8 protein-coding genes and 2 pseudogenes are annotated in these 16,159 nt (G+C 48.3%); 1 reads left to right on the top strand and 9 read right to left on the bottom strand.

The window, feature by feature from the left end; all coding sequences use genetic code 11:
* The 8 genes and pseudogenes from TW77_RS06590 to TW77_RS06560 all read right to left on the bottom strand — a co-directional run.
* Positions 1–421 (bottom strand): annotated as a pseudogene (locus TW77_RS06590) (transposase); the annotation flags it as partial.
* Positions 422–512: 91 nt separating this feature from the next.
* Positions 513–605 (bottom strand): annotated as a pseudogene (locus TW77_RS26030) (transposase); the annotation flags it as partial.
* Positions 606–982: 377 nt separating this feature from the next.
* On the bottom strand, positions 983–1,255 hold the full coding sequence (locus tag TW77_RS06585) for a hypothetical protein (protein WP_156158617.1): 273 nt from the start codon (positions 1,253–1,255) through the stop codon (positions 983–985).
* Between the two features lie 609 nt (positions 1,256–1,864).
* On the bottom strand, positions 1,865–2,836 hold the full coding sequence (locus TW77_RS06580) for a transposase (RefSeq protein ID WP_046004166.1): 972 nt from the start codon (positions 2,834–2,836) through the stop codon (positions 1,865–1,867).
* A gap of 88 nt (positions 2,837–2,924) precedes the next feature.
* Entirely contained in the window at positions 2,925–3,248 is a 324-nt protein-coding gene (locus tag TW77_RS06575) for a hypothetical protein (protein ID WP_046004165.1), read from the bottom strand.
* A 99-nt stretch (positions 3,249–3,347) separates the two neighbouring features.
* The gene (locus tag TW77_RS06570; protein WP_156158616.1) at positions 3,348–4,061 is read right to left on the bottom strand and encodes a hypothetical protein; all 714 of its coding nucleotides are present in this window, start codon (positions 4,059–4,061) and stop codon (positions 3,348–3,350) included.
* Entirely contained in the window at positions 4,016–7,654 is a 3,639-nt protein-coding gene (locus TW77_RS06565; protein ID WP_046004163.1) for a DUF637 domain-containing protein, read from the bottom strand. The genes TW77_RS06570 and TW77_RS06565 overlap by 46 nt, the downstream gene beginning before the upstream one ends.
* Before the next feature lie 12 nt (positions 7,655–7,666).
* Positions 7,667–10,402 (bottom strand): hypothetical protein, encoded by a 2,736-nt coding sequence (locus TW77_RS06560; protein ID WP_046004162.1) that lies wholly within the window; start codon positions 10,400–10,402, stop codon positions 7,667–7,669.
* Between the two features lie 897 nt (positions 10,403–11,299).
* On the opposite strand from TW77_RS06560, the gene TW77_RS06555 reads away from it, so the two are divergent.
* Positions 11,300–13,132 (top strand): PKD domain-containing protein, encoded by a 1,833-nt coding sequence (locus TW77_RS06555; protein ID WP_046004161.1) that lies wholly within the window; start codon positions 11,300–11,302, stop codon positions 13,130–13,132.
* A gap of 61 nt (positions 13,133–13,193) precedes the next feature.
* On the opposite strand, the gene TW77_RS06550 is transcribed toward TW77_RS06555, so the two are convergent.
* Positions 13,194–16,052, bottom strand: a complete 2,859-nt coding sequence (locus TW77_RS06550; protein ID WP_046004160.1) for a TolB family protein — start codon at positions 16,050–16,052, stop codon at positions 13,194–13,196.
* Between the last annotated feature and the right edge of the window lie 107 nt (positions 16,053–16,159).

Here is a 16,159-nt window from a genome sequence, read left to right as displayed (position 1 = left end):
CATAAACCCAGCTGATACTCGCAAGCCGTAATCTGAATTCAGCAATATCATCCGCTAGCATGCGCTGCTCCGACACACTCAGTTCATCGCCCTTTATGAACTTTTGCGTCAGCCAGTTACCTTTAAACAGCTTATGCCAGCGAATCACTATCGCTTTATCAGTCAGCCTTTGCGCTTTGTTATCATCCACATACAGTATAATGTGCGTGTGGTTGCTCATCACTGCATAGCCACACACCTCAATACAAAACACCTTGGCGAGGGCCAGTAGTTTTTCTTCTACCCAGTCACGGCGATGCTCATATGACTTGCCCGTTAAGCGGTCTTCGCCACATAAAAATGCCCGGCGAACACATCGGGATATACAGTGGTAGTATTTGGTATCCGATAGGCTAACCTGCCGCTTCCTTGCTATTGGCATAGTCCATTATCCTCATCCATTGAGTATTACCTAAAGGTAGACGGCGCACATCCTGTACGCCAGTTTTGGGGTGGGTGTCTTCCAAGTTCGCTCCACATAAAAACGCGCGTCGTACACAACGTGAAATACAGTGATAGTACTTGGTATCCGATAGGCTAACCTGCCGCTTCCTTGCTATTGGCATAGTCCATTATCCTCATCCATTGAGCATTACCTAAAGGTAGACGGCGCACATCCTGTACGCCAGTTTTGGGGTGGGTGTCTCCCTAAATTCTCCCTTTATAGCGAACTGGACCAAACATCAGACATGGCGAAGTGGATAAAATAACGAACGAGATAACGAAAATTCGCTATCTCGCAGGCCTACTCGGCTTGACATCGCTGGAGCGTCCATATAGGTCTTCTAAAGTACGATAGGCTAACCTGCCTCTTCCTTGCTATTGGTATAATCCATTATCCTCAATCCATTGAGTATCAGCCAAAGGTAGGCAGCGGGTCCTTCGCAAGCTCTCGGTCTTCTAAAAAACCTCTCCTAATAAGCCTTCTCTGAGATGGAGTTTTTTATCTCTTGAAGTCAGGCCGACCATTTTCCAGATCTGACATTGTAACCGTGGGTGTCACTTTCCGACTCGAAAATAACGATTGACTAAAAGCAATGCTTTTAGCTAATTCTGGCAAAAACGCCTTATCGCGTTCAATCGACTGGATTTCTGAATCAGTTAACTTAAAAGACATCTGCGTCTCAGCTCCGGGACGGTGAACTAACACCGTAATTACCCAGCTCAAATCATCCATTTCATAAAGCGTATAATTCCAGTTTTCTTTTGCCAACACTCTCACTCTAATCTCCAAATTTTTTCAATACTTCCGACCACGATATCTCCATATACTGCCCTATCGGTATTTCATCTACAAGCGCTTCATGATTTCCGTTCGTGACCTTACCACCTGGTATCCAAAGTTCGTTTGCACCTTGTTCATTACCTGTTGGTATTCTAACATTAAGAGAAAATGGATCTGGGGAAAACCGAAGACACCCACCCTAAACTACAGAGCCGAACCCGAGCTATGTTCTAAATTGAAGTGCACCACTATCGTTTAAGTTAGCGATGCAGCAGGTAGGCAGGTTCAGCTTGGAAATGTAAAATTATCAGGCCTCTTGCTTCGTGCACGCTCTGAGCAGCGCGGAAAACCGAACGCGGAAAACCGAAGACACCCACCCTAAACTACAGAGCCGAACCCGAGGTAGGTTCAACTTGAAGTGCACCACTATCGTTTAAGTTAGCAATACAGCAGGTAGGCAGGTTCAGCTTGGAAATGTAAAATTATCAGGCCTCTTGCTTCGTGCACGCTCTGAGCAGTGAAAGTAGTCAGGTTAGAACAATGCGAATACGCACCCAGACCTGAGTTTGGATGAGTCGAAATTCCATCAAATGAACACTGTTAGCCCAGCAATTGCTCACTCTGAGTTAGATTGGCTCTTCTCTTTTTATGAAGATGCTCACAGAAATCTGTCACCGCTTGCTTTCGCCCAACTGCCCCATGAAATACCTTGGTAAACTGTGTGGTGAGTTTTAGCCAGTTATCTGGCTCTATTTGTAGTCTTGCCAACAGTGGCTGGCTATCGCTGATGTAACCTTGTTTATCTGCACGTATGCACCGACCTGTGAGTTCAACTAGCTGAATGTAGTAAGTCAGGTCAAACGGCAGCCCACTTGGCATATTTGCTCCTGAATTGCCTGCAAAGCGCCGCAAGCTTTTCGGTTGCTTGCCCTGGCGTGCGAACTCAATGCGTTTTTTGATACTGGTATAGTTTGAAGTTTCCGGTGTTTCTGCCATTTTGGCTCTGACTGGATTCAGGTCAACATAAGCCATGCATGCAGCCAGCGCCGCTTCATCCAGTAATGCCTGTGATTTGAATCTTCCTTCCCAAAACCGGCCTGTACAACCATCTTCTTTATTGGCTCTGCGGGCAATGTCTTCATTGAGCACCCGCATAAACCAGCTGATACTCGCAAGCCGTAATCTGAATTCAGCAATATCATCCGCTAGCATGCGCTGCTCCGACACACTCAGTTCATCGCCATTGATGTATTTTTGCGTCAGCCAGTTACCTTTAAACAGCTTATGCCAGCGAATAACTATCGCTTTATCAGTCAGTCTTTGCGCTTTGTTATCATCCACATACAGTACAATGTGCGTGTGGTTGCTCATCACTGCATAGCCACTCACATCAATACAAAACACCTTGGCGAGAGCCAGTAGTTTTTCTTCTACCCAGTCCCGGCGATGCTCATATGACTTGCCCGTTAAGCGGTCTTCACCACATAAAAATGCGCGTCGTACACAACGTGAAATACAGTGGTAGTATTTGGTATCCGATAGGCTAACCTGCCGCTTCCTTGCTATTGGCATAGTCCATTATCCTCATCCATTGAGTATTACCTAAAGGTAGACGGCGCACATTCTGTACGCCAGTTTTGGGGTGGGTGTCTATGTAACTCTATCCCTTTTCCTGTACAGCTAATCTATAGTTGAAATCTGAATATACACCCTCAGACGTAACTCTTCCTTGCTCATCATCCAAAATATATGGAAGATTCTGAAGCTCCCACTTCTCCGGTTCATCGTTACAATAGTCAGGTGTCAGAATGCGAAAATCCAAATTAATTGGGTCTTTAAATATTCGGAACCCTTCAAGATTTTTGGGTAAATGAGCTCCCAAAAAAAGGCCTTTCAAAAAGGCGTCTTGAGTGTAAATCTGTTGAACCAAGCCCAGTTCTCGTTCTACCGAATCAGATTCTATTTCTTGATAATTGAGCAGCATCGCTAGCTTTCCTTACCCTGTCTCACTGGTGATAAGTTGGTCAAATCGGAAGACAATAACCCAAATCTACTTACCACCAGTGACGCTAAAGTGATTATGCTATTCACCGAGATGATATAGCTCCATGCATTGCTCTGGTGTCCCGCCATCTTCAGGTAAAGGGCCAACCCAGCCACCCGGCATACCACCAAGCCGGTAGCAATCGAGTAACCTTTTGCATATAGGTGAGCGCTCAAGGCCTCCAAATATCACGATATCAACGATCCTAACAAAATGATCTAAAACAATGTTCGGAATCAAATCCGCATATATATATTCTAAATTGGTACTTGTTAGTGAGTATTTCTTTTTCATCGCATCATCCTGATCATTTGTCCTAAACTTTTGGATTCTATTTACAATAGGTTCATAGAAGTCATCTGCAAAACCGTACAGTATTTTTTTGTATTCCTTCTGTATTGCCAGAACATCATCGTAGTTATCATAAAATCTAAAATATAAACTTGGATCTCCTTCGTTCCATTCTAAAATGGATGTGAAATGCTGAAAATCCCATTTTTCTGGCTCATCATAGCAATAATCAGGAGTTTGAATTCGCATATCCAAATTTATGGGATCTTTAAAAACTCTAAACCCTTCAAGATCTTCGGGTAAACGAGCTCCCAAGAAAAGACCTTTCAAAAAGACGTCTTGCGTGTAAACCTGTTGAACCAGGCCCAGTTCTCGTTTTACCGAATCAGACCCTATTTCTTGATAGTCTAGCAGCATTACCCCGTTCTCCGATTGATTGCAGGCTCCAAAACCTTTATCCATTTTTCAACTGTTGAGCCATGCTTTTTCATTAATGGCGGTTCATTCATTTCAAGGTGAATTTTAGCACGCTCAATAACCTCTATCAGCATCTCTTTCTTTACTTCCTTTGTCTGCTTTGAACCATGTATTCTGTTTAACATCTCTAACATCGCTTTAGTATATGCAGGGTGAGCCCCGTGTAATTGATTTTTGGGCTTCACATCGCTTTTATTAGCTCTATCTGCTTTGATTACCTTACCATTCAACATGTCGTTTAAATTAAAGTTCAACTCATCGATTAAAGGATGCTTATTAGTTGATCCAAATGTCCAAGGAATAACATGATGTACATCCTCATCAGATCCTCTATTGGAAAACTTCTTTTTTAAAGATTCATGTTTCCCCGTAGTCCCACTAAATGCCTTACTAGTATCCACCCCTTGCAGCCAGGGATCGATAGGGACATCTGATTTTGGGGCTGAGTATTTGCCGGGTTCCAGCGTGCCTTTTAGTTCTCCGCCGGGAGCATTCTTTGCATAATGTTCTAAGTCGTCTGCCCAAAGGTGCTTGCCTTTTTCTCTGAGCTTCTGAATGGCTTTCTCAAAATGCTTATTACCGGGGATCAACCTGTCGAGTGTTAAATCAATTAATCCGTCGGCTGCCAGCTCGGCTAACATGTCGGCAGCTTCGGCTTTGTCGCCTTTTTTAAGTGCTTTACCAAATTTAATCAGTGCCCTGCCGGTATCCACGGTATCAACGATACGCATGCCAACAACAATGCCAGCCCCAACCTTGCCAAGTGCTTTAACTAATTTATCAACAGCGCCCAGCGCGTTATGTTCTGCAGCATTTTCAGATGCATTAGCAGCGATATTAACATCGGCATTGAGTAATAACGCAGACAGGCCACCCATCAGCTTGGCGATATCAATACCCGCAGCTCTTAAGTTCAATATCTCCGCTTGTTGAGTCTGCCAATAGCTGAGAATGTCTTCCGGTGTTAAATCGGGATCGTTGGCGTAATTAAGTGACGTACCCAGCGTTCCCTTTACTTTCTCAATTCGAGCTTCAATTTCTTCGCGAGTGAGTTCACCAACATATTCTCCAACCACGCCACCCAGCGCGCCTGAACCACATGATTTTGAAGAGCCCGACTGGTTCTGGGCTTCAGCGGTTGCCAGCCCAATAACGCAACCCGCAGCTGCATGGGCGACATACTTTATTGCGGTATCAAAATCAGCAGCCTTGATCTGCTCAGCCATCGTTTTACTGAGTTCATTTACGGCAAATGTGCCCAGTGAGCTTACGAACTGATCTTTGAAGCTGGCCAGATCGCCGCCATTAATAATGGTCGATATTCCTGCCCTGACAGTGGACGTCACCAGTGCTTGTGTCGCCTGATTGGCGATATCAATGGCTTGCTGACTTTCAAAAAACACAGACCCTACATCCGCGTTGCCGAAGAATGGAGAGTTAGTGAACGCTTCGCTGTTCAGAACACCCGCAGTTGCCATAGAAATAGCAAGAGAGCGTAAGCCTTCGCTGGAATAGATTTTCTTCATCGCGCCGTCGAGGCCTTCACCATTGGCGATACTGGTTGCAGCCTGAGTGGCCAGAGTTACTGCACCGGCCTGCATAGCAGCACCTGAGATCATACCATTTAACGCAGGACCAATCGCATTAGTGCCAGTACCAATCCACCCTGCACCAGCCGGCCCCATCGCCACAGATACCGCAATGGCTATAATGGCCATGGCTGCGGGGCTGAGGGTGCTTTTCTTTTCATGCTTGTGAATTTCAACCAGCGTTTTATAAGCAATGTCGATGTTGCCTGCAAACTCCGGGTCGTTATGCAGGTCTGACATCCAGCTTAGGCTTTCATCACCGCTAAATGCGTTCAGTGTATCCTGGAGTGTCTCTCCCTCATACTGCCCCAGCTCCAGCGTAATACCATGGGTGGCATTGACCTTAACGCCGCCGATGATCTGGTTGTATACCGCTGTATCGACCTCATCCTGTTTGGTTTCGGTCTTGATTTTCCAGGTGCCTTTTTTGACCTTGTTATAGAAGTAATGGTCCTGCTCTGTGGCCAGTAGCAGGTTTACCCGGCCGTTGCGGGCATCAATACTGGTGCCGGTGCCTGAGGTTATTTTTGTGGCCTTTAAGGTGATATCACCAAACTCAGAGGCAATTCGAACACCTTTACCGGCCTCCAGCGCTGAGCGGATAGCAATAGTCTGGAACTCTTGCTCTTCTTCTGTGGTTTTGCCCCACTTGCCACTTTTGTTGCTCTGTGACTGGTTAAACTCATTCAGAATATACACACCCTGGCCCGCCAGAATATCTATCACTCCCTGATCGGCATGCAGCTCTGCGGCTTTAAGCTCAATCGCACCGGAGGCCATCAGGTAAATGCTGTCGTTGGCGGAGAGTTTAGTGGTCAGGTGTTCAATTTCACTGCTTGTGTGGTCGTATTTGCCAACAGGCGCGTTGTTCACGTAGCTGGTTTGCTGAGAGAGCAAACGAATATTGCCATCGGCACGCAGGCTGATGTTATTGCCATTGATGGTGCCACCCTGAACAACAATGTCGTCCATACTGTAAATGCTGATGTTCTCGCCATTCACAGACGCTACCTGGCCAAATCGGGTGCCTTGCTCATAGCGATTTGAAAAGCGGTGTACCAGGGTTTTTTGTTCATACTGCCCGGCAATAATCTGCACATTTTGTGCGGCGCTGAGGTTACCGGAGTGGTTTCTGAGCGTGCCGCCAACAAACAGGTTCAGGTCGCCGTCTGAGGCCACTTGTGCGCCTGGGTTGACAGTTAAATCGCGGGCGGTTCTCAGATAGGTATTTTTGCCGATGCGTAAAGTACCGCTATTGACGGTAATATCTCTGAAGTTGACATCACTACCGGTAAATTCGGCCAGGTGTCCGTTAACGGATCGCGTTTTCAATGTATCTGCACTGAGGTGTACAACCGGAGACAGCACTTGCTCTCCGTTAATTTCTCTAAATTCAGGCCAGATAAAATCTTTGCCAAAGCTGTCATAAACAGATTTGGAAACTTTCTCACCAAAGATTATGCCACCTTTGCCAGCCAGCTCGTAGGCATTTTGATAGAGCTGGATTATCTGGTCGGTTTCATCAGCATAGGCCGGCGAAATCATGTTCCTGTCCAGCTTGGCATAGATTTGGGAGCGGATCAGGCGCGTCTGTACAAAGCGGTCGCCAATTTGCTTTCCTACTTGATGGCGCGTTACGGGAACAGCTATAACACCGTACATGGCAGGCGTAAAGCGAGGCTTTGGTAAGACATGTTCCCGATTGGCTGCTAGCACAGCATGAAACCCGGCAATCGTTTGTACTGACCTGCTTAAAGGGTGCTCAACAACATGCTCAGACTTGATATAAAATGGCTGCCCAAACTCTGTGCCCCTGGTAAACTCAGGTGAGCTTCTCAATATGTGAGCCGCATCAATACCATCAAACGCATTGTAAGCGTATGCCAGGGTCGGTAAGCTCATCTGCCCCAGCAGCATAAAAATATTTACATAGGCTATCGCCTTTTTGTAAAAGGGGACCGGTTTATCTGGTGTCTCGTTTTTGTTCATACTGACCTCCTTTTACTGCGCAGCCATGAGTTCTGTTACATTGACGGTTAAATTGTGTGTAACCGCGATAGTCGTACGCTTGTTGTCACATTTCGTGTCACATGTTTTTTCAATGTAAATTTGGTAGTGATAACGAATAGTCACCTGATCACCTTCGCCAATCACCACAACATCCTGATACTGATAACCTTGAGCGGTACAGGAATACAGAACGTCACTGCCGATTTGTGGTTCACATCGAGAGTCTTTAGAGCGGGTTGGCAAACGTGTACTGGCATAACGTTTGGCGGCGTCGCTCAGTGCCGCAAAGGTATATCCAGTGCCGCCGAAATCTGCGTCGGAATTAGACCCTATCACTGTCGACAGGGGCACCCTCAAGGTGTCATATGTATCGCAATTTCTTTCTTCAATCAGACCATGCTCAACGATTCGATACCCGTCACATCGATACAAATGCACCAGAACCACCGTGCCCTCATCAATGATCCGTGGTGCGTAATACCCCTGATAAGTATCTTCATCTGTTCTGCTGACATATTGCTGAAAATATTCGTTAATTTTTTCTTTGAGGTTGTCATCATCAGAGTCTACGTTTGTCTTTGAAAACTGGCTTTGCGTGTCAACATTCGGATTAATACCGTATACGTTGCCATGTATCGATAGCAGCGTTTCCCCTTCTACTGAGGTGGTTACATGAGTATTGGACTGCCCGCCGTCACAAATACGATGAGCAACGCATAGCCTAAGTGCGCTCACATGCTCTTGTACTATGCTTTCATTTAGCAAAATGCCAATCGATTCAAGATCTAACTTCTGAAAGCGCGCCTCTCCAAACAATTCAATATAAGAAAACGCATTCACGAAACGTCGTCTTGTTGAAGGGACATTTTTACTACCCACATCAAACCGGCCAAAACTGATCACCCGACCTGGCGGCGAGTAGGCCGAAATTTTAGTACCGTGACCTTGTTCAACAATATCGTGACTGCCCAGGTTTTCTCCCGAATAAGCAAAACGAGAAACGACATATGAGGTGGTTTCAAGACGATACCTGTCATTAAACATGAGCGGGGTGTCTATCTGGAACAAACCCGCCTGGTTCAGGCGCATAATGGCTGACGTATTACGAATGTACTCCTGCGCTTTCAAAGCCAGTGAAGATTCAGCTGCAATCGAGACCCGATCAGCCTGTACGGTATTCACCCTTATGCCTTTACTCCAGTCAACCCCGCGCGGCTCGGAAATATGATAAGGGTTAATATTCTCAATGGCCTTGGCGGCGATTGTTATCGTGTTTGCATGAATTTTGGCACTCAATCGACTTTGAATAACTCCCGCCTGGTCATAAAGGGAATAGGGGCCGTGACTCGTGCTGTCGACCCTGATAGAGGGCGCCATCAAAGGCATGCTTGCGGATTGGATTGACCTGTTTGTTCTTGAGCCATTGGTGAACATACCGTTTGTTAATACTGCGCTGAGATTGCCCGCTGTAATTACTCCGCCAAAGGCATTGTGCACATCACCATTGGTTTCAATAACCACCTCAGAGCCATTTAGCGTTCCAGTATTAATGAATCGTTCTGCGTCAACCTTTATGTTGTCTGCATCAATATAGCCATGATTAAGTATGTAATCATCCCCAAAAGCCTTTACCGTTTGCGCCATAATGCGCGCGTCGGCACTAAAAGTTGTACCACCAATTGTTTTGGTTGTGACGATCCTATCGCTGTAAAGCTTGCCACGTACTGTCAGCAAAGCACTTTCATGCTTAGCTACCTGAATAAATACACCTTCAGCGGGCGCATGAAAATGCCCCTGGCGCGTGCTGGTTGCCAGTGCATCGGACATGGTATTCAATTCAGTCGCTGAAGGAATAGTGACAGGCTGAGCAGCAACGATACCTATGCTCGCCGCCTTAAATATGCCGCCAGGCTGATAGACCTCATTTTTTGTGCTCGCTGACAGAACATCCAGATCACTGTATTTAATGGTCAGTCTGCCTGGATACAAATTAATCCCACCCGAGCCAAGCACATAGCTGCCATTTTCGGCAAAGATAAACCCGCCCTGAGGATGGCGTTGTGCACGCAGGTTAAGATCAATCGTCCCCGATGTAACAATGTGGTCGGCCATCACTTCGAGTGAGTGTGCTCCTGGCGCACTGAGGTTGTTAATCGTCACTCGTCCGGATGCATTAGTGGTTATTCTGCCGCTTATTGCTCCTCTTACTGGTAACTTTGTTTGAGTGGGTTTACTGCTGAGTGCGCTCCCCCCAAAACTACCATCAACTTGGCGGCCTTTGATGAGACCACCATCCGAGTGCTGGTAAGAGCCATGCACCAGTGTGATCCGCTCCGCATTATCGAAAACGCAGCGGGTACACTCGAGAGTTCCATCAGTTGATACAAACATTAAGTTTACTGATTTACCAATAATAGAAATACTATTTCTAAGCTTGAGATAGCGAGAATTGATCACTATCGTTTTAACCTGACTGGTGTTTGAAAGTTTAATGAGTAGAGGCTTATTGCTGACCTCAAAGCGCTCAAAAGTAAGCTCCGTGGTTTCTGAGTCACCGTTGACTATCAGGAAATCGCTACTGGCCTTTTCATTGGCTGCTACTGTAAAGTTTGAATTTGTATTGTATTCGTAACCGGCAACTGGCTCGGTTGTTGCGTGTGCTTTGAAATGCACCAGCAGGCTGGCGACTATCAATTTACAAACAAAAGTTATTTTTATAACTCTCATCCTTGTCCTTTTTCATTTCTTAGTGTTGTTTTTTGTGTTTGACATGAAGCTGGTGGGTTTTGTAAGTGGTTTGGTTAATCATGTGAGCCACCACTTAACTGTGGATAAGTTTATGGCTCGACAATACTTAAACCTGAGGTCTTGATTTACCGGACCCTGAGCTGATAGAACCCTTTGCTCTGCAGGTTAGTCCAGTCATTTCTTAATTCGTTATTTTCTTCATTGCAAGTTACCCCAGGTCCATTAAACCACATGACAACATTGGACTTGGCTAAACTGGCAGCAAGCATTTGGCTGTATAATTAACACCTACTTTACAGATAATACATCCATATAAAAATGAAAGGCTAACACTGTGGAAACAAACTGTATCTATAAAAGGGATATTTTATGAATATTTTAATAAGAATTGCATGCCGGCCGGAGGCATAAATCCAGCAACCGCTCATACTGAGTCAGATTGGCTAGTCATCTTTTATGACGATCCAAACGGTAATCTATTATCTTTGGTTTTCTCCCCTGCACTCCCATACCTCTTGATTATGTAAATCTTTAGTTAAGTGTAACAGTCAAGTTCTGGCGCGCATTTATGATTTCTGATACAACTTAGAAAACAAAGGCAGTTTCAAACATTTCACCTCTTTTTGGCGAATTTAACTGCTTTTTCCGTACTGTTTTGCAACAACTAAGAGTAGCTCCCCCTCCGGGATAAAAATTCCTTCCCCATAGTACGACGCCACACAGCCTGAAAAGCGAGTGATGATTTACTTATTTAATTTTTTATTATCACTTTCTTTACAATACCATTTTTTGTGATTACCTTTGTACCTGTGCGAAATTTATTCAATAACTTTTTATTCTAAAAATTATTCAACAACAAGTGAAAAAGGAACAGCAATGAAACTCACCTATCTTGTCTCTGCGCTAGGCTTACTCTCTACCGCTGCACTGGCTCAAAACACCGCGCCACTGACGGAAGCACAAATGATGCAATACACCAGCAAGGCCAGTAAGGCCATCATTGGTGCCCGTGCCGATGCCAATATTTCGCTCGGTCAGGAATTTGTCACGCTGAGCAGCACAGGCAGCACGGTTATTAGCCGTACTATCAGCCACCCGGATGCCAGCTACATCAAACTACACTTCAAAAATGTCAATCTGGCCAATGGCGGTAAGCTGGTTGTGCGCTCGGTTGATGGCAGTGAGCGTTACGAGTACACCGAAGCGAATATGCGTGCCGCAACGGTTAACAGCAAGCTGGGCGATGACGGCGTAAGCAGCTTCTCGGCGATGTCTATCTCTGCCGACACCGCAGTGGTTGAATACACCCCGGGCACCGCGTCAGGCTCAGAGCAGATTGCAACCCAGGCGATGATGCCAGCCGTCATCGATTTCTATGACCACGGCACCGAAAACACCCCGATGATGGAAGCCATGAATGCGTCAACGGATGTAGGTATTGAGTCGACCTGTGGCGTGAACGAACGTCGTGACGTACAGTGCTGGGCAGGTTCAAACCCAACAGAATTTGAGCGTACTCGCCCGGTTGCCCGCCTGCTGATGAACGGCAGCGGCCTGTGTACCGGCTGGCGTGTTGGCCCGGACAACCGCATGTTCACCAACGAACACTGCGTGGGTTCGGCGTCTGAGCTGTCGAATACTGAAGTATGGTTCAACTATCAGCACACCAGCTGTAATGGCTCAAACCTTGAAACAGTCGTGAAAGTCACAGGTAAAGACTTCCTGTCTTCTGACTACACGCTCGACTACACCCTGTTCACCATCAACGAGTTCAACAAAGCCCAGCCGTTTGGTTACTTTGGCCTGGATGTTCGCGATGCCACTCAGGGCGAGCGCATCTACATTCCTCAGCACGGCGCTGGTAACCCCAAAGAGTTGGCGATTGAATCTGATCAGAACAGCAACGGCCTGTGTCAGGCAGACGTAGTGACAGCGAACGGTCGTGGTACAGGTACAGACATGGGTTACTACTGTGACACCATAGGCGGCTCTTCTGGTTCACCGGTACTGGCGGCTGCAAGCAACAAGGTCATTGCACTGCACCACTTTGGTGGCTGTACTAACCAGGGCGTTAAGATCAGCAAGATCTGGCCTCAGGTATCTAGCCACTTCAATGGTATCCCGGATGGCGACAACAACAGCGAGCCAACTCCCACCGCAGACTTTACGGCCAGCTGTACTGAACTGGCGTGTAGCTTTGACGGCAGCGCTTCAAGCTCACCAAACGGTGCAATCTCTCAATATGAGTGGAGCTATGGTGACAGCGGCACTGGATTCGGTGCAACCGTCAACCACACGTATGCCGCAGCGGGTAACTACACCGTCTCACTGACCATCACAGACAACACCGGCGCCACTGCAACCACAACTAAAGAAGTGCCTGTGTATGGCCCGGGTGGTGAAGATCAACTGCAAAAAGGCGTTGCTAAAACAGGCCTGTCGGCGGCACGCGGTGAAATGACTTACTTCTACTTCGACGTACCGGCTGGCGCAACCAACATCACCTTTGATATCTCAGGTGGCAGCGGTGATGCAGACTTGTACGTACGCAAAGGTGAGCAACCTACAACACAAGTCTATGACTGCCGTCCTTACCGCTGGGGTAACACGGAAAACTGCACGCAAAACGATGGTGCAGGCCGTTACTGGGTGGGTATTCGTGCCTACAACGCTTATTCAGGCCTGAGCCTGGTTGCGAATTACCAGTAATACTGCGTTAAACTTTTCTCCCTAAAAGGCAGCCTCCGCTGCCTTTTTCTTTTTTCGTTAATTAAAGTGCATACCACAGTCCCAGCCAGGCCCGTAAGGTATCGTCGGCCAGGTCGCTTTCTACCCGGGCAATGCCCAAATCAAAGCGCAGATCGGTCACCCCGGCAGGCGCAAACCAGTTTGCCCACCCCAGCGCCTGCTGGCTCAACTCGAGCTGCCACTTCACGCCGTAACTTTTGGCAATGCGCTGACCATCAAAACGGTGATGCTTGATAAACACTCTGGGCTGCCCGAGCTTCCAGCTGGATGCAAGCTCATAGCCATAGTAATGCCGGCCCGTTGCAAACTGAAACGGTAGCTCAGGACTTAACACCAGATCGCTGCGTGTACGCCCGCTCAGCAGGTTGTTATCAAATCCGCCAAGCCGCATGGCCTGCGAGGTACGATACTGAGACTGCACACCCACAAACCAGGGCCAGTCCCAGGCTTTGCCAAACCCCTGCCAGTCATAACCATGCCCGGTGGCATCGCCACTGAGCAACGCACCCTTAACCCGATACCCCAGCGCAAAATCCTGGCGGTAGTTATACCACCCGTGATCTAACCCGGCCCACTGCGTGGTGATGGCCTGCTGGCCGTCATCATCGTAGTGGGTGAGCGCGGCAAAAGGCGCAATGGTCAAAGTATCAAAGCGCCATTCATGACTCAGACGGCTACTCATTCCCATACCATTTAATCTTGCCAGCTGCGCCTCACCGTGCTGACGGTGGCTATCAAAACGATAGTCGCTCAGATGGACATCAAAACGCCAGTCTCCCGAACGGTAGCGCAGGGCCGCAAAGCTGCCATTAAGCACATTATCGCTGCTCTGGACCAGCCCTACCTGCCAGGACAATTGTTGCAGCAAATCGCTGCCTTTTAGACCCACACTCAGCAGCTCACTGCTGGCCGTACTGGCCTGGGCTGATATGGCCGCCGACGCGTTTTGCGCCAGCCATTGATAGTCACTGTGCGTCACAGCCGTATCATCGGGTTCATAGATCTGCGCATCGGGTAGCACCACCGGATCTGTCTTACCCAGCGGCACCGCAAAATCCTCGCTGAGCGCGGTCACTCGCTGCTCACTGACCTGACTATCCAGTGCATGTAATCGGGTACCCAAAGGCGTAGAGTGGGCATAAAGCAGCGGCTGCGCGGCACGCACTACCAGCTGCTCAAAAACGGCTTGCCCGGAGGTCACCTGATAGAGGCGGTTGTGTGTTAAGTCGTAACGATAGATACCCAGCTGAGCGTCCAGCCCGGCGATAAAGTAGATCCCCTGCCCGTCTTGCTGCCAGGCAGGCGCGGTCAGATACTGATATCCCCTAGGCATTGGTACGCGGCGTATTGTGGCCGATTGCAAGTCTTGTATATACAACTGCCAGTTGCCATTGAGGGCGGTTTTGAGATAGGCCAGCTGGCGTCCATCCGGGGCAAGCTGAGGATAGTCGTAAACCGTGCCCAGATCACGCTCGCTCAGGGGCGTCACTGTCTGACTGCCTGGCTCAACGCGTACCAGCTCAGAAAAACCATCGCGCACCTGTTCAGCATATAGTGTATCGCCATCCAGCAAGGTAAATCGGCGGATCCCAAGCTCCCTGGTGAGTCGGGTGACTTCGCCTGTCGGGATATGCCAGCGATAAAGATCGTTAACCCGGTTGCCGCGCGCTTCATTCACCCGGGCACGGGCCACAAAATACAAGGTCTCTTTATTGTGCCACTGCGGATACTGTGCTCCGGCAAAATCAATAGCGGCCAGCTCCGCCACCAGTTCACGCTTAAACACAGCGGGCGGCTTATCTTTTATGTCTTGGGGGTCGGCATCTATAATCGCTTGCTGTGCGCTCTCAAAGGCTTTTTTTGCTGCACTATTTTCTTCGGTTTTATACACTCTGAGCCAACGCTCGCCGTCCTGATTGCGCTCAGTGACTGCCATTTGTGCCCCATCGGGGGATAACACAGGATCGCTCGCCGCGTAGTCAAATTCGAGCCATAAGGGGCTGTTCAGCACGCTCAGCGAGCGCTCTTCGGTCATCGCCAGGTAGGTGTATTCGGCAATAAAGCGACGATACAACTGCGCCGCACTTTGCCCGAATACGCCTTTAAAAGCACTTTCAAAGCTGCGCTTGTGCACCCCGTGTACACGCGTCCAGACGCCGTCCAGCGTTTCTTTACCGTGGTTATCCTCCAGCCAGGCCAGAAAGCGCACGCCCAGCAAATAAGCCATGGCACTGGAGCGATAACTGCCATCCCCATTGCTCAGCGCGCCGTAAGACAACAGCGCCCCCTGGCGGGCAAAGGCGCGCAATAGGGCCTCGCTGTAGTTGTCATAAAGGCGGCCACGCCCCGTCAGTCGTGATTCCAGCAAAGTGGCATAGCCTTCGGCCACCCAGCGGGGCAACACGGCACTGGACAGGTCATAGATATCGAACCAGTCTCGCAAGTGCTGACGCCAGCGACTGCGACTGGGCTGAGACAAATGCACCAGATGGATATACTCATGGAGGATCAGCAATTGCTGCCAGCCGGGGCTATTCGCAATGACGGAGTCCGACTGAGGCGGCGTGGTAAACAGCGCCATTAAAGGGGTGTCGGTACTTGGCAGGGCAAACCCGTTGGCGCCATTGATGGGATCAAAGACCACTACATCGGCAATGCTATCCAGCGCCCGACCCTGCTGCCGTAGCACCAATGTTCTGACCAGTTCCAGCTCAGTGGCGGCAGAGCGCGCCCAGGCCTGCTGAGCCGGGGTATAGTGTACTCTGAAATGCTCGGTATGAAGTGTTTGCCAGTCACTGGCACGCGTGTGGGTAGTGAATATCAGTAACAACAATGCAGCGTACCATGCCACAAAGTGGGTCGTCGTCAAACGCACAGCCATGCTCATCCTCGATTGAGTGATCCTAAACAGGCTTAAGTATGGCAAACAATGTGCTTGAAAATCAGTAGGTATTTATCTTTTGAAACACTTTAAAACAACTTGGGTTA

It is taken from the genome of Pseudoalteromonas rubra (assembly GCF_000967655.1).
Classification (GTDB): Bacteria; Pseudomonadota; Gammaproteobacteria; order Enterobacterales; family Alteromonadaceae; genus Pseudoalteromonas; species Pseudoalteromonas rubra_A.
Note: the sequence above shows the minus strand (reverse complement) of the source record. Positions and strands in the feature narration are given on the sequence as shown.